The organism is Paraburkholderia flava, assembly GCF_004359985.1.
GTDB lineage: Bacteria > Pseudomonadota > Gammaproteobacteria > Burkholderiales > Burkholderiaceae > Paraburkholderia > Paraburkholderia flava.
Map to the genome: position 1 here is coordinate 1,119,069 of NZ_SMRO01000002.1, position 20,388 is coordinate 1,139,456.

Annotated in this window: 16 protein-coding genes; 5 read left to right on the plus strand and 11 right to left on the minus strand. The window is 64.3% G+C overall.

Annotated features, from left to right (window positions below):
• Positions 1-543: 543 nt before the first annotated feature.
• Positions 544-2,790, plus strand: coding sequence for a hypothetical protein (locus E1748_RS16425; protein WP_133649397.1), 2,247 nt, complete (start codon positions 544-546; stop codon positions 2,788-2,790).
• An 11-nt stretch (positions 2,791-2,801) separates the two neighbouring features.
• Here E1748_RS16425 and iolB read toward each other — a convergent pair whose 3' ends face one another.
• The 7 genes from iolB to E1748_RS16460 form a co-directional block, all read right to left on the minus strand.
• Positions 2,802-3,608, minus strand: coding sequence for a 5-deoxy-glucuronate isomerase (gene iolB, locus E1748_RS16430; RefSeq protein WP_133648246.1), 807 nt, complete (start codon positions 3,606-3,608; stop codon positions 2,802-2,804).
• Entirely contained in the window at positions 3,605-4,528 is a 924-nt protein-coding gene (gene iolE / locus E1748_RS16435; protein ID WP_133648247.1) for a myo-inosose-2 dehydratase, read from the minus strand. The genes iolB and iolE overlap by 4 nt, the downstream gene beginning before the upstream one ends.
• A gap of 14 nt (positions 4,529-4,542) precedes the next feature.
• Complete coding sequence (gene iolD, locus E1748_RS16440) at positions 4,543-6,480, minus strand: 3D-(3,5/4)-trihydroxycyclohexane-1,2-dione acylhydrolase (decyclizing) (protein ID WP_133648248.1); 1,938 nt, start codon at positions 6,478-6,480, stop codon at positions 4,543-4,545.
• Complete coding sequence (locus E1748_RS16445) at positions 6,477-8,495, minus strand: bifunctional 5-dehydro-2-deoxygluconokinase/5-dehydro-2-deoxyphosphogluconate aldolase (RefSeq protein ID WP_133648249.1); 2,019 nt, start codon at positions 8,493-8,495, stop codon at positions 6,477-6,479. The genes iolD and E1748_RS16445 overlap by 4 nt, the downstream gene beginning before the upstream one ends.
• A 65-nt stretch (positions 8,496-8,560) precedes the next feature.
• Positions 8,561-9,379, minus strand: a complete 819-nt coding sequence (locus E1748_RS16450) for an ATP-binding cassette domain-containing protein (RefSeq protein ID WP_133648250.1) — start codon at positions 9,377-9,379, stop codon at positions 8,561-8,563.
• A 17-nt stretch (positions 9,380-9,396) separates the two neighbouring features.
• Positions 9,397-10,590 (minus strand): ABC transporter permease, encoded by a 1,194-nt coding sequence (locus E1748_RS16455; RefSeq protein WP_133648251.1) that lies wholly within the window; start codon positions 10,588-10,590, stop codon positions 9,397-9,399.
• A 183-nt stretch (positions 10,591-10,773) separates the two neighbouring features.
• Positions 10,774-11,820 (minus strand): sugar ABC transporter substrate-binding protein, encoded by a 1,047-nt coding sequence (locus E1748_RS16460; protein WP_133648252.1) that lies wholly within the window; start codon positions 11,818-11,820, stop codon positions 10,774-10,776.
• A gap of 293 nt (positions 11,821-12,113) precedes the next feature.
• Here E1748_RS16460 and E1748_RS16465 point away from each other — a divergent pair, with 293 nt between their 5' ends.
• The 4 genes from E1748_RS16465 (at position 12,114) to E1748_RS16480 (ending at position 15,372) form a co-directional block, all read left to right on the plus strand.
• The gene (locus E1748_RS16465) at positions 12,114-12,998 is read left to right on the plus strand and encodes a MurR/RpiR family transcriptional regulator (protein ID WP_133648253.1); all 885 of its coding nucleotides are present in this window, start codon (positions 12,114-12,116) and stop codon (positions 12,996-12,998) included.
• Complete coding sequence (gene iolG, locus E1748_RS16470; RefSeq protein WP_133648254.1) at positions 12,991-14,019, plus strand: inositol 2-dehydrogenase; 1,029 nt, start codon at positions 12,991-12,993, stop codon at positions 14,017-14,019. Before E1748_RS16465 ends, iolG begins: the two co-directional genes overlap by 8 nt.
• A complete protein-coding gene (locus E1748_RS16475; RefSeq protein ID WP_133648255.1) occupies positions 14,016-15,065 on the plus strand; it encodes a Gfo/Idh/MocA family oxidoreductase in 1,050 nt (349 codons plus the stop codon). The genes iolG and E1748_RS16475 overlap by 4 nt, the downstream gene beginning before the upstream one ends.
• Positions 15,066-15,144: 79 nt before the next feature.
• Entirely contained in the window at positions 15,145-15,372 is a 228-nt protein-coding gene (locus E1748_RS16480; protein ID WP_133649398.1) for a sulfurtransferase TusA family protein, read from the plus strand.
• A 761-nt stretch (positions 15,373-16,133) separates the two neighbouring features.
• Here the strand turns inward: E1748_RS16480 and E1748_RS16485 are convergent.
• The 4 genes from E1748_RS16485 to E1748_RS16500 form a co-directional block, all read right to left on the minus strand.
• Positions 16,134-17,345 (minus strand): MFS transporter, encoded by a 1,212-nt coding sequence (locus E1748_RS16485; protein ID WP_133648256.1) that lies wholly within the window; start codon positions 17,343-17,345, stop codon positions 16,134-16,136.
• A 153-nt stretch (positions 17,346-17,498) separates the two neighbouring features.
• Entirely contained in the window at positions 17,499-18,326 is an 828-nt protein-coding gene (locus E1748_RS16490; RefSeq protein ID WP_133648257.1) for a phosphodiesterase, read from the minus strand.
• Between the two features lie 55 nt (positions 18,327-18,381).
• Positions 18,382-19,437, minus strand: a complete 1,056-nt coding sequence (locus E1748_RS16495; protein WP_133648258.1) for an ABC transporter ATP-binding protein — start codon at positions 19,435-19,437, stop codon at positions 18,382-18,384.
• On the minus strand, positions 19,434-20,360 hold the full coding sequence (locus E1748_RS16500) for an ABC transporter permease (protein ID WP_133648259.1): 927 nt from the start codon (positions 20,358-20,360) through the stop codon (positions 19,434-19,436). Before E1748_RS16500 ends, E1748_RS16495 begins: the two co-directional genes overlap by 4 nt.
• Between the last annotated feature and the right edge of the window lie 28 nt (positions 20,361-20,388).

Below are 20,388 nucleotides of genomic sequence, written 5' to 3' on the forward strand. Positions count from 1 at the left end.
CGCGAGGCCTCGCTCTTTAATGCCACGTCGCCAATGGAGTGAAGCATGCATCGATGCGAATCTCTTTCGATCGAAGCCATCACCGATAGCGGGCGTACCGTGAAAAGCCGTTTCGTCTACCGGCTTGCCCCGTGGTCTCCGCGTCGCGCGACAGCGCTACACAACCCGATTGCCGCGCTGCCGCACGCCACGCATCGCGCCCGCGACGGGTTCGTCCACGCTCCCCTCGTTTGACAAGCCCCCGCACGCCACACATACACGCCCATCCCACGCGGTTCCCCGCCCCACGTGTTGTTTAATTCGAACGTCTGAGCGTTTGGTGCCGGCCCTCCAGGAATCTTGTCGGCAACGGGGCCACAAATAAAGACAATCAAGGGCGAAGGTGGCCGCTTTTACGCCGCCGTATGAGCGCATACGCGCCGATACCGATAGATAGTCCAGTGTGCCGTTCCCGAGCGGACCGCACAGGGAGGAGACGAAATGCACGACATCGACAACAAACGCCGCGCGGATACGCAGCGCAAACCCAGGCAACTGCGCTACATGCTGGCAGTGTCGGCGATCGTGCTCGTTGCACTGAGCGCACTCGGCATCGCCGCATGCGCAGACGCGAATGCGGACTCCAATGCGAACGCAAGCGCGACTCCCGCCACAGTAGCCGCAACCGCAACCCCCGCATCCTCCCCCCGTCCCAAACTAGAAACCGCCAAAGCCCAGCAACTCGCCGACGAGCAGCACATCGCCGCCCGCGTCCCTTCCGCAAGCGGCATGAGCGTTGCCCGCACGCGACCGCTGACGCTCCGCGACTCCGGCATCGACGGCTCGATGATGTTCGCGCGCGACGTCGATTTTCGCGTGACCGGCGACATCGGTTTCATGATTCATCGGATGGCCGCGACGCTGACGCCGACACACGCCGGTGATCCGATCGTGTTCGACGATCCGACCAGCGTGTCGATCAGCGTGCATCGCGGCGAGGTCACGCTCGACGCGGCGAAGCTGACGGCAATCTTTAACCGCTATCTGTTTCAGTACCAGGGTTCGCCGTTGCGCAACATGCGCGTCGAACCGCAGGACGGCCGCCTGAAAATCACCGGCGAAATGCAGCGCGACGGCTGGGTGCCGATCGCGTTGACCGGCACGCTCGCGATGCGTAACGCCAGCGAGATGGTCTTCCACGCGGATCACACCGAAGTCGCGGGCGTCTCTGCCGATAATCTGATGCGCGCCGCGCACGTGCGAATGGCGGATCTGCTGAAGGTCGACACGCCGATCGCGCATCTCGAAGGCGACGACGTCGTGATGGCGGTCGCGAAGCTGACGCCGCCGCCCGCGTTGCGAATGACGATCACGCGGATCGACACGTCGCCGGCCGGCGTGCGCTTCACACTCGACGACGGCACGCTGCACGACATCGCGTGGCCCGCGACGATGCCCGCGCGCGGGATGCTGATCCAGGGCGGCGACGTGAAGTTCATGCGCTCGATCCCGATGAACATCGACATGGCGATCACGCCGCTCGACACAGGCACGTCAAGCACCACAAACGCACCGTTCGTACTCGACCTGTACCACTACCGCGAGCAGATGGCCGCGGGCTACTTCACGTTCGACGAAGCCGGCGCGCTCGACGTGCATCTGCCGTCATACCCGACGCTCGCCGATGCAGCGCACGACACGGCCACGGAAGCCGCGCAAACGGGCAGCGCAACCGCGCGCTACAACGACAGCTTCCTGCGCTCGCAACAGGCATCGCTCGCACTCGCGCGCGCCGAATGGCAGCGCGTGCCGCCCGCATTGCGCGCACACTCGCCGGACGGCACGACCGCCATCGCCGGCACCGCCAGCGTGATTCCGGCGAGCCTGCGCACGTCGATGAGTCAACCGCAACGCGGCACGGCAGGCGTCGTCATCGACGAGCGTCATTCGCCGGGCGTCGCGCCGCTGATTCATGTGCAGAACGTGGACTTCTACGTCGCGGGTCGCATCGGTTTCCACGTCCGCACGCTCGATGCGCAGATGGTGCCGAAGCATCCAGGCCAGCCGGTCGATCTCGACGATCCCGATCAGTACGACATCCATATCCTCGGCGGTGAAGTCGTCGAGCCGTGGCCCGCGATGGCCGCGCTCTTCAACGACTATCTGCTCGACTACTCGCCGCGCTCGCTGAACGATCTGCAGTTGACGCCCGCGAACGGCGGCCTCGACGTGACTGGCGGCATCAAGCTGTGGAATCACTTCCCCGGTGTCTGGCTGCCGACGAAGATGCACGGCACGCTCACCGTACGCGACGAGCGGCATCTCGTGTATACGCCCGACTCGGTGTCGGTGCTCGGGGTGCCTCAGGCGGGTCTGTTGCGCGCGCTGAACATTCCGCTCGCGTCGTTGACGCCGTTCGCTCGCAAGGGCGTGAAGCTCGACGGCAATCAGCTCGTGTTCGATCAGTACACGGTGTTTCCGCCGCCGGTGTTGCAAGGGCGGCTCGAAAGCGGTGAGGTGACCGACGAAGGGCTCGTGCTGAAATTCCAGCGCGTAGCGGGCGCTGCGATCGCGCATCCGCCGGCGGTCGCAGGAGGAGCGAATAGCAGCTACGTGTGGATCGAATCGGGCGACATCAAGATGTTCAACTCGCTGGTCGTCAACGGTCGCACGCTGATCCACGACAGTTCGAGCGCCGACCCGATGCACTTCGACCTGTACGCGTATCGGCGCGACGTGTCGAAGGGCAGGGTGCGGATGGGAGAGGACGGGTCGCTTGCGGTGGATGTCGCCGCAAAACAATCCCCTTAACTTAACTTTAACTACGCACGCGAGTCGCGCTCGATGATCCACTCATGCGCAGGATCGTTCTTGAAGTGCCATACGCGTCGATCACCGGCCATCACGTTCAGATAGTACGAGTCGTACCCATACGGCACGACGACCGGGTGATAGCCGCGCGGCACCATCACGACGTCGTGATCCTCGACGGCCATCGATTCGTCGATGTCGCGTGAATCGGTGTACACGCGCTGGAACGCGAAGCCTTGCGGCGGGTTCAGCCGGTGATAGTACGTTTCCTCGAGCGAGCTTTCGACCGGCACGTTGTCGGTGTCGTGCTTGTGCGGCGGATAGCTCGACGCATGACCGCCGGGCGTGCGCACTTCGACGACCAGCAGCGATTCAGCAGGCTCGGTCTGCGGCAGGATATCGCATACGTAGCGCGTATTCTGCCCTTTGCCGCGCATCGAGCGCTTCATCTGCGATGGGTCGATCAGCCGCACCGGATACTGCCCCTTGGCCGGTGCACTCGCGATGCCGATCTCCGCAGCCGTGCGCGCGCGCAACGTGGCGCGCACCTTCGGCGGCAGATACACGGCGACCGGCGCCGCATCGTCGAACACGCTCGTGCGCGAACCGAGGCCGGTCCAGCGCGTCTGCGGCGTTTCGATATCGACCGTGCCCGACAGCACGACGAGACACACCTCGCGCGTCGCTTCGAGCACCTGCAGGATGCCGTCCGGCGCGACACGATGCGCGGAGAAGCCGACGTGCTGCCAGCCGGCCGACTCCGGCGTCACGCGCGCGATCGTCTGACCTTCGCGCTTTGCCTTGACGAGCAGGCTCATGCTGCCTCCTTCGTGGATGCCGCAGGTTCAAGCGGCGCATCGACGAGCGCACGCAGCGTCTGATAACCCTTTTTCGCATACGCATACGACGGCGCAACCACCGGGTCCTGCTCCGCCTCGACGACGAGCCAGCCGCGATAGCCGTGCCGCTTGAGCTTCGCGATGATCGCGGGGAAATCGACCGCACCGTCGCCCGGCACCGTGAACGCGCCCGCGATCACCGCTTCAAGAAAACTCCAGTTGCGGTTGCGTGCGAGCTTCATCACGGCAGGCCGCACGTCCTTGCAGTGCACGTGGCAAACGCGCGCGATGTGACGGTCGAGCACGTCGAGCGGATCGCCGCCCGCGAACGTGATGTGTCCCGCGTCGAACAGCAGGCCGACCGCGTCGCTGGTCTTCGCCATCAGACGGTCGACATCGGCGGGCGTCTCGACATACGCGCCCATGTGATGGTGATACGCGAGCCGCACGCCGTGACTCAGCGTGTAGCGCGCGAATGCATCGACACGTGCCGCGTATTCGTCCCATTGAGCCTCGCTGAAAAAGCGCGGCCGTTGATACAGCGGACGCGGCGAGCCCTGGATCGTGTCGGCGACTTCGCCGTACACCATCGCGGTCGCGCCGTTTTTAGCGAGCAGTTCGAGATGCGGCCCGACAGCGGCGATTTCTTCTTCGACGCTGCGTTTCGCGAGCCGGCCCGAGTACCAGCCCGACACGAGCGACAGGTCGTATTGCGCGAGCAGTGCTTTGAGCGCCTGCGGTTCGCGCGGAAACTTGTTGCCGAGTTCGAACCCCTGGTAGCCGATCTCGCGGCCTTCGGTCAGTGCGAGTTCAAGCGGTGTTTCGCCGCCGAGCGACGGCAGGTCGTCGTTCATCCACGACAGCGGGTTGATGCCGATGCGTACTTCGAACGGAGTCATGCGCGGTTCCTCGATCAATCGTTGACGGCATCGCCGGCAGCGTGCGAACGCGCGGCGAGCTGGGCTTCGTATTGCGCACGCGCGTCGCGGACCGCTTCGCGCGATGACACTTCCGGCACCGCGACTTCCCACCACCAGCCGCCATCGTCGGTGGTGCGGGCTGCGTCGGTATCGATGCTGATCACGTAGGTGCGATCGGCGGCGCGCGCGCGTTGCAGCGCGGCTTCGAGTTCCGCGACGTTCGCGACGTGTTCGGCGTTCGCGCCAAGCGCGCGCGCATGCGCGGCGAAATCGATTGCCGGTGCGCCCGCCGGTCCCTGCACGCAGTCGTCGAACATGTTGTTGAACGGTGCGCCGCCGCACGCCTGTTGCAACCGGTTGATGCAACCGTAACCGCGATTGTCGAGCACTACGACGATCAGCTTCGCACCGAGCATCACCGACGTCGCGATCTCGCTGTTCATCATCAGATAGCTGCCGTCGCCGACCATCACGATCACTTCGCGCTCGGGCCGCGCGAGTTTCGCGCCGAGTCCGCCGGCGATCTCGTAGCCCATGCACGAATAGCCGTACTCGACGTGATACGCGCCGGGCCGGCCCGCGCGCCACAGCTTGTGCAGTTCGGCGGGCAGCGTGCCGGCCGCGCAGACGACGATGTCGTCGGTCGTCGAGCGCGGGTGCGAACGCTGCACCGCGCCGATCACGTCGGCGTCGTAGGGCAGTACCGTTTCGCGCTGCGGCGTGTTCGTCAGCGAGCTGACGGTGTTGCGCCAGCCTTCGGCGGCCCTCTGCGCGCGCGTGGTCCACGTGCGGTCCGCGTGCCAGTTGCGCAGGCGTTCGCCGAGCGCATCGAGTGCGAGACGTGCATCGGCTTCGACCGCGAGCGCGCGATGCTTGAGGCCGTCGAATGCATTCGCATTGATGCCGATCACGTCGGCCTGTGTGAACAGCGTGTTCGAGCCGGTCGTGAAGTCTTGCAGCCGCGTGCCGATAGCGAGCACGCAGTCCGCGTCGTGTGCGAGGCCGTTTGCTGCCGGCGAACCGGTCACGCCGAGCGCGCCTGCATTCAGCGGATGATCCCACGCGAGCGCACCTTTGCCCGCCTGCGTTTCCGCGACCGGCACGCCGTGCACGGCCGCGAATGTCGCGAGCGTATCGGCGGCATGGCCGTACAGCACACCGCCGCCCGCGACGATCAGCGGACGTTTTGCCTGCGCGAGCCGTTCTACAGCCGCTTCGAGTTCGTCGATGCGCGGCGCGGGCGCATGCGGACGCACGACCCGTGGCTCGAAGAACGAAGCGGGGAAGTCCCACGCAGCGGCCTGCACGTCCTGCGGCAACGCGAGCGTGACGGGGCCGCACAGCGCGGCATCGGTCAGCACACGGATCGCACGCGGCAGCGCGTTCAGCAACTGCGCCGGATGCACGATGCGGTCGAAGTAGCGCGACACGGGTTTCAGTGCATCGTTTGCGGAGATGCCGCCGTCGTGGAAATCCTCGACTTGCTGCAACACCGGATCGGGTGCGCGCGACACGAAGATGTCGCCGGGCAGCAGCAATACTGGCAGACGGTTCACGTGCGCGAGTGCAGCGGCCGTGACGAGGTTCGTCGCACCCGGGCCGATCGACGTCGTCACCGCCATCATCCGGCGACGAAAATGCGCCTTCGCATACGCGATCGCGCTGTGCGCCATCGCCTGTTCGTTATGTGCGCGCAGTGTCGGCAGTTCGTTGCGATGCTGGTACAACGCTTCGCCGAGACCCGCGACGTTGCCGTGCCCGAAGATCGCGAACACGCCGCCGAACAGCGGCTCGGTGCCGCTGCCGTCTTCGGTCGCGACGCGCTGCGCGGCGAGGTAGCGGACGACTGCCTGCGCCGCGGTGAGACGGATCGTGCCGGTCGCGGGCGCCGGCTGGTTTTGAGCTTCGTGATGCAAGATGCGCTGATTCATGCCGCCTGCTCCTGATGAGCGCCGCGCTTCGTCGCGATGTTCGTCACGCCGGCCGCGTTGCGCGCATCGCGCCACGCGTCGATCAGCGTTTCGAACGTCTTGCGCACGCGCGCGATCACTTCGTCGTCGTCGATCTGTCCAGCGAGCCATGCATGGCTCGCTTCATGGAAGATCGTACGCCCGACCGTGAAACCGCGACAGGTCGCCGATGCCGCCGCCGCGCGAAAGCCGTCGCACAGCTGGTCGACCGCAGCCGACAGCCCGAGCAGCACGACACCGCGACAGTACGGATCGCGCTCGGCGATCAGCGCGTCGATGCTTTTCCATTGCGCGGCGTCCATCGGTTCAAGCTTCCACCACTCCGGATAGATACCGATGTTGTACAGCCGCTTCAACGCACGATAGACGATGTCGGGCCCCTGCGGCAGATGCTTCGGCGGAATCACTTCGAGCAGCAGTTCGTGGCCGCTTGCCTGCGCCGCGTCGTACAGCGCGCGCAGCTGCGCTTCCTGTTCGAGCCGCTGCTCGATCGGCTCGTCGGGGTGATACTGCACCAGACACTTCGCGATGTGTTCCTGCGGCCAGTTGACCAGCGTCGTGCCGATCGAGCGGCCGTGATCGAACACGAGCGGCACCGAGCCCGGCAGTTCAACTGGCCTACCGATCCACCAGCCGCGACCCGTCGCCGCGTTCAGTGCATCCTGACCGTAGCGGTCGTCGATCAGCACCGCGACACGCCCTTGCAACCCGAGCGCCGTTTCGGTCTGCGCGACCGCTTCGACGAACAGCCCCTTCAGACGCGCGATGCGGCTTTCGTCGGCACCGGTCTGCTGCGCGAGATCGAAGAACTGGTTGCGGTGATCGAATGCGAAGCCGAGCACTTCGTCGCGCGGCGTGCGCGGCGGCGTCACGCGATGCAGCCGCGCGAGCGTCGCGTCGAGATCGGGGCGGCGCATCCGCTGCGGGTCCGCTTTCGCTTCGCGCAGGAAGTACGCGAGTTCGGTGGGCGTCGGCATCGCGGGTGCGCAGCCGTGACGCGACACGACGAGTGCGCCGCTCGCATTCGCCGCGCGAGCACAAGCTTCGAGCGGTTCGTCGCGCAGCCAGCCGGACAGGAAGCCGGACGCGAATGCATCGCCCGCGCCGAGCACGTTTAGCACGTCGACTTCGACGCCGCCCTGAATTGGCAGATCGTCGAGCGAGGCGGGCACCGCGCCGTCGACGATCTGGCAGCCGAGCGGACCACGCTTCACGACGAGCGTGGCCGGCGTCACGGCGCGGACCATCGCGAGCGCGTCGATCAGATCGGTCTTGCCGCCGGCGATGCGGAATTCTTCCTCGGTGCCGATCACCAGATCGATGAGCGGCAGGATGCGCTGCAGATGCGCAGTGACGCTTTCGTTCGCGATGAAGCGGGTTTCACCATCGGCCTTGCCGGTTAGGCCCCACAGCACCGGCCGGTAATCGATGTCGAGCACCGTTCGCACCTGGTTGCGGCGCGCGTAGTCGAGTGCGCGGCGGCTCGTGCGGTTCACCTGCTCGGTCGAGAAGTGTGTGCCGGTAATCAGCAGCGCTTTCGACGATGCGATGAATGCTTCGTCGAAGTCGGCTTCGTCGACGGCCATGTCTGCGCAGTTCTCACGGTAGAACACGAGCGGGAACGTGTCGCGGTCTTTCAGGCCGAGCAGCACGAGCGCGGTGAGGCGGTCCGGGTCGATCGCGACGTGGCTCGTGTCGCAGCCTTCGCGGGCGAGCGAGTCGGTGAGGAAACGGCCCATGTGGTCGTTGCCGACGCGCGCGAGCATCGCGGATTTCAACCCGAGTCGCGCGCAGCCGAACGCGATGTTCGCCGACGAACCGCCGAGATATTTCGCGAAGCTGGACACGTCTTCGAGCCGCGCGCCGACCTGCTGTGCGTAGAGATCGACCGCGAGACGGCCGAGGCACACGACGTCGCGCGTGCGGCCCGCCGCGAAGCGGCTCGTGCCGGTTTGATTGGAAGTGGTTAGAGCCATGGGGATTCCTGGAAGTCTGGGCTGCGCGAGTGGGGCGTCAGATGAGGGGCGTCAGATGAGGGGCGTCAGATCACCGCGCCGTCGAGTTCGCCGATCATCTTTTGCATCTCGGCGCCGCCGGCCATCATGTCGAGCACTTCGTCCTTGCTGATGGTTTCTTTTGTGTACGTGCCGAGCGACTTGCCGCGATTGAGCAGCGTGAACGAATCGCCGATCGGATACGCGTGGTGCACGTTGTGCGTGATGAAGATCACGGAGATCCCTTTCGCGCGCGCGGTGTGGATCAGTTTCAGCACGTTGAAGCTCTGCTTCACGCCGAGCGCGGCGGTGGGTTCGTCGAGAATCAGCACGCGCGCGCCGAAATGGATCGCACGTGCGATCGCGAGACATTGCTTCTCGCCGCCGGACATCGTGCCGATCGGTTGATGCGGGTCGCGCACGTTGATGCCCATTTCGGCGAGCTTGTCGCGCGCGGTGACGGCACTGGTCTGCAGGTCCATCACGTTCAGAAAGCCGAACAGTTTTTTCTGTGGCTCGCGGCCCATGAAGAAGTTGCGCGCGACCGACAGCAGCGGCACCAGCGCAAGATCCTGATAGACCGTTGCGATGCCGAGATCGAGCGCGTCTTTCGGCGATTCGAAATGAACCGGCTTGCCGTCCACCAGATATTCGCCGGCGGACGGTTGATGCACGCCCGCGAGCGTCTTGATCAGCGTCGACTTGCCGGCGCCGTTGTCGCCGAGCAGGCAGTGCACTTCGCCGCGCTTCAGGCGCAGCGTGACGCCGGACAGCGCGATCACCTTGCCGAAATACTTGCTGACGTTTTCGAGCGCGAGGATCGTGTCGCCACTGGAAGTTGCGGTGTCTTTGACAGGTTCGGACATGGTCGTCTCCTCGTGACTTACGATTGCGCGACGCGGCGGCGCACGTAGTGGTTGAACAGCACGGCGATCAGCAGCATCACGCCGAGGAACACGCGGAACCAGTCGGAACTCACGTTCGTGTACGTGATGCCGATCTGCACGACGCCGAAGATCAGTGCGCCGAAACACGCACCGATGACCGAGCCGTAGCCGCCGGTCAACAGCGTGCCGCCGATCACCGCAGCGATGATCGCTTCGAATTCTTTTTGCAGCCCACGGTCTGCAGCAGCCGAGCCGATGTCGCACACCTGCAGCACCGCGAACAGGCACGAGCAGAACGCGGTCAGCACGAACAGTGAGATTTTTACGCGGCGCACCGGCACGCCGACGTTCTTTGCGGCGTTTGCATCGCCGCCCACTGCCAGAATCCAGTTGCCGTAGCGGGTTTTGGCGAGCACGAATGCGAAGACGGCTGCAAGTGCGAACCACCACAGGATGACTTTGGGGACGCCCGGCACCAGCGGTTGACCGTTGTCGAGCATCTGCCCCACGCCGATGTGCGCGAGCCACGCAAACAGGCCATGCAGCGCAACGCCATGAAACAGAAGGTTAGCTACCCAGTCCTGCTTCGCCAGATCGCCGACACCGGAGATGATCGTGCGGTCCGCGACCATGATCGACAGCGCGAGCGTGAGACCGCGCAGGATAAACAGAAAGGCCAGAGTGACGATGAACGACGGCAACCGCGTACGCATCACCAGGTAGCCGTTCAGCGCACCGAGCAGCATCGAGCCGGCGAACGCGAACAGGATGGCCAGCGACAGCGGCCAGTGGAAATACACCGCCGGGATCGCGACCATCATGCCGGCGAAGCCGATCATCGAACCGATCGACAGATCGAACTCGCCGGCGATCATCAGCAGACACGCACCGATCGCGAGAATGCCGAGGTACGCGGAGACCTGCGACCAGTTCATCACGCCGTCGAGATTGAACATGCCGGAGCCGCCCGCGCCGAGCGCGAACACGATAAACACCAGCACGGTGCCGGAAATCGCCGCGAATTCCGGGCGATTCAGCAGATGGCCGAACCACGATTCCTTGCGGATGCGTTCGTCAGCGGCCGCCGAAGCGGTGGCCGCCGGAGCGGCGGGCGACGCGGATGCACTCGACGACTGCTCGTCCGAGTTTTCACCCGCATGCGAAGGGTAGTGTTTGCCGGCAACGCCCATGATGTCTCCTCGATACCCGGCGCGGACGACGCAGATGCGTCGGCCGTCCGGTGAAAAACAGGTTAAGCAATTCAAGCCGCGATGAACGGGGCAGCGATGGCGGAAGCACTCCACCGATGCCGCCCGTGTGCGGCGCCGCGCGTGAAGCTGGCGGCTAACTGAATGAAACTGAACGACCAGGCGTTAGCGGTATTGGCCCGCGTACTTGATGACCTTGTCGAGATTCGCCTTCGTGATGAAGCCCGGACCCGAACGGATGTTCTTCGGTCCATACGACGGTTGCAGACCGTACGCTTCGAGGCGGGCCTTGAACTTCGGATTCGCCTGCAGCAGTGCGCGGATCTTGGCGGGGTCGGTCGTGTGTTCCTTCTTCACGATGGCGAGCACGGCGACCGGGATATAGCCTTGCAGGTACGGCTGCTGATCGATCGCGAACTGGATCGTGCCGGCCTGGATGGCCTTCGCGATGTCGTCGGAGAAGTCGAACGTGCAGAAGTAGATCTTGCCCGCGAGGCCCATCTGCTGGACGGCCTTCAGCGTCGCCGCGGCCGGCACCGGACCGAGCGTCAGGATCGCGTCGGTTTTCGGATGGTTGCGCAGGTAGGCGCTGACTTTCGACTGGATTTCGGTCGGATCCTGGCCTGAGTCGATCGTCGAGGTCTTGTAGTCGACGCCGATCGCATCGGCGAAACCGCGGCAGCGATCGAACGACACCGTGTTAGTGGCGAGGTGGTTCACGCACAGGAACGACTTGACGCCGGCTTCCTTCGCTTTCTCGCCGGCCGCATGGCCCGCGACATATTCGGGCTGACCGACGTGCATGATCGCGCCGAGTTGCGCGCTCTGTTCTTCGGTGCCGGAGTTGATCGTGACGAGCGGGATCTTCTTCTCGGTCACCTTGCCGATCGAGCTTTTCAGCACGTCGAAGTCGGCGATCGTGACGATCACGCCGTCGTAGTTACGCGCAGCAGCCTGTTCGACGAGGCGTGCCATGTCCGCGATGTCACCGTTCGGCGGATTGCGGTAATCGGTCTGAACGTTGAAGTCCTCGTCGGCCTGCTTGATCGCGTTCTTGATCGTGTTCCACCACGAATCGGAATCCGGCGCGTGGCTGATCAGCACGAAGTGCGCATCCGCTGCCTGCGCCACCGATGCCGCGCCGAACCCGGTCGCCAGCGCAAGCGCTGCCGCCAGCATCCTGAGCGAAGCCTTGCCTTTGCAAAGTCTCATGTCTCCACCTTTCTCGGTCTGTCGTTTTTGAAGGGAGCTCGCGCACGACTACATGGATGGGTTGTTACGTGTTTCTACCTACGTCCATGTACGCCGCTACGCTGCTCACGACCAAGATTAGGCGATCTTTTTGCGTGTTGCAATGAAAATTTCACTGCAAATAAAAATGGAAAATCCGTTCCATTTCGGAAATGGGCTGCCTATAATCGGCAGCACGTTCTGCGATCGATGCAGGCGTTTAGAAGATACGCAGGACGCGGTTTTGCAGCGCAAAAAAGAGGAGAGAGACGACCATGGCGGACGACAGCACTGAAGAGTTGCCGAGCGTCGACGAATTGATGCAGCGCATCGCCGAAAATTACGAATCGCTGCCGCGTCAGTTGAAGAGCGTCGCGACGTATATCGAGCAGCATCGCTCGAGCGTGATGGTCGATCGCACCAGCGATATCGCGACGAGCTGCGGCGTGCATCCGTCGGCGGTCGTGCGCTTCGCGCAGCGCTTCGGCTTCTCCGGTTTCTCCGATCTGCAGGCGGTGTTTCGCCAGGCGTACACCGGCCAGAGCGCCTCGGCGACCAGCTACCAGCAGCGCATCCGCAAACTGATCGACGACAAGCCGGGCGGCCGGTTGTCCGGCGGCTCGGTGGCGCGCGAATTCGTCGCGGCCTGCCGCGGCGGTCTCGACGAACTTGAAGCAGGGCTCGACGACGCGCAGATCGACGCCGCCGTGAAGATGCTGCAGCACGCCGACAACATCTACGTGATCGGCGTGCGGCGGTCGTTTCCGGTGGCGAGTTACATCGTCTACGCATTGCAGCACACGCCGAAGCGTGTGCATCTCGTATCCGGTTTCGGCGGTATGTATCGCGAACAGATCCGCAGCGTGAAGAAGGGCGATGTCGTGATCGCGATCAGCTTCGCGCCGTACGGCAAGGAAACGCAGTACTGCCTGCGCGTCGCGCATCACCACCAGGCGAAGACGCTCGTGATCAGCGACAGCCAGCTGTCGCCGCTCGCGCGCTATGCGACGACCCAGTTGTATGTGAAGGAGGGGAGCGCATTCGCATTCCGCTCGCTGACCAGCACCATCTGCCTGTGCCAGGCGCTGTTTATCGCGCTCGCGTACAAGCTCGAACTGAACGTAGAAGAATCGAAAGACACTGGAGGCTACGATGACTGACACAACTTCAACCGGCAAGACGATCGACGTCGCCGTATTCGGCGCCGGCCGCATCGGCCGCATTCACGCGGCGAATCTCGCGCGACAGCCGGGCGTGCGACTCAAGTACGTGGTGGACGTGAACCGCGAAGCCGCTGCCGCGCTCGCCGCGCAACACGGCGCGCAGGTCGCGGACATCGACGGCGCGATGGGCGACGCGTCGGTCGGCGCGACGGTGATCTGTTCGAGCACCGACACGCACGCGGATCTGATCCTTCAATCGGCCGCGCAGAAGAAGCACGTGTTCTGCGAGAAGCCGGTCGACCTCACGCTTGAACGCGCGCGTGCCTGTGCGGATGCGGTCGCGAAAGCGGGCGTCGTGTGCATGATCGGCTTTCAACGACGCTTCGACCCGACGTTCTCCGCGCTAAAGGCGCGCATCGACGCGGGCGAGATCGGTACGCCGGAAATGCTCGTCGTGACGAGCCGCGATCCGGGTGCGCCGCCGGTCGACTACATCAAGCATTCGGGCGGCATTTTCAAGGACATGCTGATCCACGACTTCGATATTTTCCGCTGGATTCTCGACGACGAAGCCGACACGCTGCACGCAACCGGCAGCTGCCTGACCGATCCCGCGATCGCGGCGGCGGGCGACATCGATTCGACTGCAGTGACGATCCGCACGAAGCGTGGCCGCCTGTGCCAGATCAACACCGCACGCCGCGCCGCGTACGGTTACGACCAGCGTTTCGAAGTGCTCGGCAGCGAAGGGATGTTGCAGGCCGGTAACGTGCGACCGACCGAAGTGGTCGCGTATTCGAAGACCGAAGTATCGAGCGACGTGCCTGAGGCGTTTTTCCTCGAACGCTACCGCGCGGCGTATGCGCTTGAAATCGCGCATTTCTTCGAAGCAGTGACGCATGGCAAGCCGGTGCGCACGACCGTCGCCGACGGGATGAAGGCGCTTGAACTCGCGGAGGCCGCGACGCGGTCGTGGCGTGAAGGCCGCGCGGTGAAGCTCGATGAGGCTGTGCGATGAGTTCGAGTGGACGTAAGGGACCGGTGCGCGTCGGTATCGTCGGACTGGGCCGGCTTGGGCGCCGGCATGCGCAGAATCTCGCGTACCGTGTGCCGGGCGCGGTGCTCGTCGCGGCATGCAGTCCGCTCGAAGAAGAGCTTGCGTGGGCGCGCGATACGTTGCCCGAACCGCGCCTCTATGCTGAGTATGCTGCTTTGCTCGCCGACCCGGATGTGGATGCCGTGTGGCTCGTCACGCCGTCGGCGTTGCACGCGCAGCAGATCGTCGATGCGTTGCAGGCCGGCAAGCATGTGTTCTGCGAGAAGCCGCTGTCGCTCGATCTCGCCGAGTGCGAGCGCGTGATTGCCGAGGCGGCACGCTATCCGCATCTGCAGGCGACGATCGGCTTCATGCGACGTTTCGATCCGAGCTACCGCGATGCGTTCGACAAGATCCACGCGGGCGCGATCGGCCGGCCGTTTCTCGTGCGCTCGCAGACCTGCGACCGTAACGACCCCGATGGATTCTTCGTGCGCTTTGCGCCGACGTCGGGCGGCATTTTTCTCGACTGTACCGTGCACGATATCGATGTTGCACGCTGGCTGCTCGGCAAACCGCGCGCGACGCGCGTGTACGCGACCGGCACGATTGCATTGCATGAGGGGCTGCGCGAATTTGGCGACGTCGACAACGGCGTGGCGATCTGCGAATTCGAAGGCGGTGGTATTGCGATGTTCTACGCGTCGCGGACGATGGCGCACGGCAACGACACGGGCAGTGAGGTGATCGGCACGGCGGGCGCGATGACGATCGGGCGGATTCCGCGTGTGAATCGCGTCGAGATTCTCGATGCGGGTGGGGTGCGTAACGAATGCACGCCGACGTTCTTTGAGCGTTTCGAGGATGCTTTTCTTGCTGAGGCGCAGGCTTTTGTGGCGGCGGTGTCGTTGGGTGGTTCATCTAGCGGCGAGCAGGCGGGGGCGAGTCTCGCGGATGCGCTGGAGGCGACGCGGATCGGCAGTGCGTTGCGGGAGTCGCTGCAGAGCGGGCAGGCGGTGACGCTGTGAGCGCGGGGAGGCTGCGGTAGAATCGGAGCATCTATGCGGCGTCGTTCGACGCCCGTCACGAAGGTTACCGTCGATGCAGATTCAGGTTCATAAGGAAGTGGATGCACGCGGGCTGAACTGCCCGCTGCCGATTTTGCGCGCCAAGAAGGCGCTTGCTGATATGGAGAGCGGGCAGATTCTTAAGGTGCTGGCGACGGATCCTGGGTCGCAGAGGGACTTCGCTGCGTTCGCGAAGCAGACTGGGAATGAGATTGTGGATGTTTCTGTTCATGAGAAGGTTTTTGTTTTTCTTATGAAAAGGCGTTGATGTTTTTTCGCGTAGCGGTGGGTGGTTTTTGTTTTCTCTGTTTATTTCCGCTGGGCGGTGCTTAATTGCGCCTCGCGGCGCAGGCGTTGCCCCTGTGCGGGGCGGCACCTACTTTCTTTGCCGCGGCAAAGAAAGTAGGCAAAGAAAGCCGCTCGAAACGTTACCTTGTCCTTTCCGCGTGTTGCCTCGGTGGCACTCGCCTAAGTGGGCGCCACGCCCACTCTGCTTAGTGGTCCGAGACGAGATCAGCCCTCGCACCGCTTGCCTTAGTGACAAGGCAGTCTTCCGTTCCGGCGGGCTTCGCCGCCGTGAGGCATAACGCCCTCGGTTTAATGTGATCGCTTGGCGGGCTGCCATTGCATGCGGTCATACATGCGGCCATATGTTCGTGGCGGTCACTCATCGACTCTCAACGCGGTCGCGTTTTGCCTGTGCCCCAATCTTCCAGATGGTTTCCCATGCAGACCGGTCCGCGCGCACACCAGTGCGCCGCGGGATGTGCGAGCCCCTTGTCACTCCGCGTCGCTATGCGGGGGACGATCTCGTCTCGGACCACTATCCAGCGTGAACGTGGTGCCCACTTAGGCGAGTGCCACTGGGGTCACACACGGAAAAGAGAAGCTTCGTATCGGCGGCTTTCTTTTGCCTACTTTTCTTTGCCGCGGCAAAGAAAAGTAGGTGCCGCCCCGCACAGGGGCAACGCCTGCGCCGCGAGGCGCAATTAAGCACCGCTCAGCGGAAATAAACAGAAAAACAAAAAATCAGGAAGAAGCAGCAACAACAGCTTCCCGTCGCCCACGAGAATGACTCCACCCCGCCGCAGCAGCAAACAAAACACCTGCAACACAAACCCCAATCCACCCAAACGCAGGCCAGACAACCGCGCCGACACCAGACCCGGCGGCGCCACCAATAAAATACCCCACCATATAAACCGTATTAACGCGACTCCGAGCCTCAGGCTTAAGCGCATAAATCCGCGACTGGTTGGAAATCTGCGCCGCCTGCACACCAACGTCGAGCACGATCACACCGATCACCAGCCCGACAATACTCGCACCCGACACCCCGAAAATCAAAAACGACACCGCGACCAGCAAGATCGCCAGCGAAATGATCGCGCGCGGCCCGCGCTTATCAGCGAACTTACCCGCGTACGGCGCAGCAAGCGCACCACCCGCACCGACGATCCCGAACAGCCCAGCAGCCTGCGGCCCCATGTGAAACGGCGCACCCGCGAGCAACAACGCAAGCACGCTCCAGAAAATACTGAATGCGGCGAACAACGCCGCACCCGTCAGCGTCGATTCGCGCAGCCCGCGCAGTTCGACAGTCAGATGCCACATCGATGCAAGCAGCTTGCCGTACGGCAACGTCGACGTCGGCTGGCTGCGCGGCAGGCGCATCACGATCACCACCGATAGCGCCAGCAACGCCACCACCGACGCACCAAACGCCGCACGCCAGCCAAAATACTGACCCACAAAACCCGCCGCAGTCCGCGCAAGCAAAATGCCGAGCAGCAAGCCACTCATCACGGTGCCGACCGCGTGGCCGCGGCGTGCCGGCGGCGCGAGTTCAGCAGCGAACGGGACGGCCTGCTGCGCGATCGTCGCGAGTATGCCGATCGCGAGGCTGGCAGCGATCAGCACGGCCAGTGTCGACGCGGTCGCGGCGACCAGCAGCGCGACACACATGCCGACGATCTGCAGCAGGATCAAACGACGTCGGTCGAAGCGGTCGCCGAGCGGCGCAAGCAACAACATCCCGGCCGCGTAGCCCAGCTGCGTGACGGCCGGCACGACGCCGACCCACTCCGCACTTTGCGGAAACGAACGACGGAAGTCGTCAAGCAGCGGCTGGTTGTAATAGATGTTCGCGACGGCGACGCCGGCGATCGTGGCGAGCAGAAGCAGCAGGCCGGCGAGCGACCGGTCGGGCGGCGCGGAAGAGTTGGCGTGGGGCGTGGACATGAGCGGAACGGCAGACGATGAGCCGGCACACAGGCCGGCAGACGGACTTCGAGCGTGCCGATGATACCGGAGCCCCGCCGATCGTGCAGCAGGCCGCTCAGAGCCCTTTTACGGGCTCGTCAGCGACTCCGGGCTCGCGAGGAAACACACCGCTCAATCGATCAACGCGCCTTCGGGTTCATAAAACGGATACGGCCCATCCGACGCATCGACGTACGCGTGATGCGTGACGATCCCGGTCGCGGGATCGTAGCGATGCAGCGCGAACGCGGCGGGCTCCATCGAGAACGCGGACGGTGCGTCGTCGCGCAGATCGAGCGCGACCTGGTGCGCGGGCGAGGCAACCGCCGATGCAATCGTGCCGCCGAAGCGCGCAAAGATCGGGCGATGCACGTGCCCGCACAACACGCGTTCGACGTTCGGATGACGCGCGATGATTGCCGCAAGCCGTTCAGCGGCGCGAGGCTCGAGTCGGATTTCGTCCATGTGTCCGATGCCGGTGACAAACGGCGGGTGATGCAGCGCGACGACGACAGGGCGGTCGCGCGCGGCATCGAGTTGGGCTTCGAGCCACGCGAGTCGCGCGTCGCACAGCGTGCCGCCGCTCTGGCCCGGCACCACGGAATCGAGCGCGACGATGCGCAACGGGCCGACGTCGATCGCGTACTGGACGAACTCGCCTTCGGTCTTGAGTTCGGGGCGGTCGGGGAACGCTTCGCGCAATGCCGTGCGGTCGTCGTGATTGCCGACCATCAGGTAGTACGGCATCTCGAGCGGGGCGAGCAGCGTTTTCAGGTACGCGTACTGCTCGGCGGTGCCCTGGTCGACGAGATCGCCGGTGATGAGCACGGCATCGGGGCGCGGCAGCAGCGCGTTCAGTCGTTCGACGCAGCGGGTGAGACACACGGCGGTGTCGACTCGGCGGTACGCGAGCGCGCCCGGGCGTTTGATGTGCAGATCGCTGATCTGGGCAAGCAACATAAAAAATCCTGGTAGGTCGGTGCGTGAGCGGTGCAGTCAGTCAACCGCGCTTTCATCACGATAATGCAATCAGCGCGTCTTCGCCGATCGAAATGCCGACCGGCGTGCCGCGCGCCAGCTCGACGCGACCTGCGACGTCGACGATGAGCGCGTCGGGCGCCGCGCCGGCAATCGTCAGACGGGTGCGTTCGCCGAGGAATGCGGCAGCCTCGATCGTGCCGCGCAGATGCGCATGCGCGGGATCGGCGAGGTATGCGTCCTCGGGACGGAAGAACAGTTCGCGCGACGTGGTGGCGTTTGCATTCGATGAGTGCGCGGCAGGCAGCGGTACCGTACCGCCAATAGTCGTCAACTGTCCCGCGCGCACTTCTCCAGCCAGCCGGTTGATCGTGCCGATGAACTGCGCGACCGCGCGGCTCGCGGGACGGTAGTAGATATCGCGCGGCGAGCCGATCTGTTCGATGCGTCCCGCGCTCATCACGACGACGCGGTCGCCGAGTTCCATCGCTTCGGCCTGATCGTGCGTGACGTACACGGTCGTGATGCCGAGGCCGCGCAGCAGTGCGTTCATTTCGCCGCGCAGCGTGTCGCGCAGTCGTGCGTCGAGTGCGGTCAGCGGCTCGTCGAGCAGCAGCACGCGCGGTCGCGGTGCAAGTGCGCGGGCAAGCGCAACGCGCTGACGCTGGCCGCCCGACAGCTGATCCACAGGTTTGTCCGCGTGCGCGGTGAGCCGCATCATCGCGAGCAGTTCGTCGACGCGGCCGTGCGCGACCGCCTTATCGACACCGCGAATACGCAGCCCATAGCCCACGTTGCCGCGCACCGTCAGGTTCGGAAACAGCGCGTAGCTCTGAAACACCATGCCGACTTCGCGTCGCTCGATCGGCAGCGCGGTGACGTCGTCGGTGCCGAACGCGACGCGGCCGCCCGCATCGGGCGTTTCGAGCCCGGCGATCATCCGCAGCGTGGTTGTCTTGCCGCAACCCGACGGGCCGAGCAGCACGAGCGTTTCGCCGGCGTCGATGCGCAGGTCGAGCGGTTCGAGCACGCGTGTGCCGCGAAACGTCTTCGCGCACTGCGTGAGGGTGATCGGAATCGAGGCGGGGGTCATGGCGAATCTTCCTGCGGATCGGTGGAAAGCGGCGCCGCAGGGGCGGCATGGGTTGCACGCGGGCGGCGGCGTTTCGTCGTGTTGCGCTGGCCGGTCGGGTCGACGCCGAACCACTGCATCGCGACGAGCAGCGGCATTGTCATAATGAAGAACAGGATCGTGTACGCGCTGCCGATCTCGATGCGCAGCGACGCGTACGTATCGGCGAGACCGACGGGCAGCGTTTTCGTGTCGGGCGTGTGCAGCATCCATGTGAGATTGAATTCGCCGATCGACAGCGTGAGCACCGCAAGCGCACCCGCGACGATGCCGGGCCGCGCGTTCGGCAGCACGATCGTCACGAAGCGCTGCATGAACGTCGCGCCGAGACTCGCAGCGCCTTCCTCGAGCGTGCGCAGGTCCGCGCTCGCGCAGATCGCCGCGACCGCGCGGACCATGAACGGCAGCGTGAACACCACATGCCCGACGACGATGAACAGTATGCTCATTCGAAACGCGGTAAAGCCGCCGTAAACGACGAGCAGTGCGAGCGCCGACGCGAGTCCGGGTAGCGCGATCGGCAGCACCAGCAGCTCTTCGACGAAGCGTGCCGCGCGCGTTTTGCTGCGTGCGAGCGCGTAGCCGGCCGGCACGCCTGTCACGAGCGTCACAGCGAGCGTAATCGCCGCGATTTCAAGCGATAAAAACACCGAGCCGCTGTACTGTGCCCACACTTCGGCGAGCCAGCGCAGCGTCAGGCCGCTCGATACGCCCTTGAAGTAATTGACGGTCAGGCCCGCGACGATCGACATCACGACGGGCACGATCAGGAATGCGCACAGCAGTAGCGTGACGCCCCATTGCGCGATGGCGAGCAGCGCGCGCGACTGGAAGCGTGACGAAAGGCGTGTTTGTGGTGCGGCGGTATGGGTCGGTGAATTCATGAGGCAGCGCGGATCGGACGATGTATTG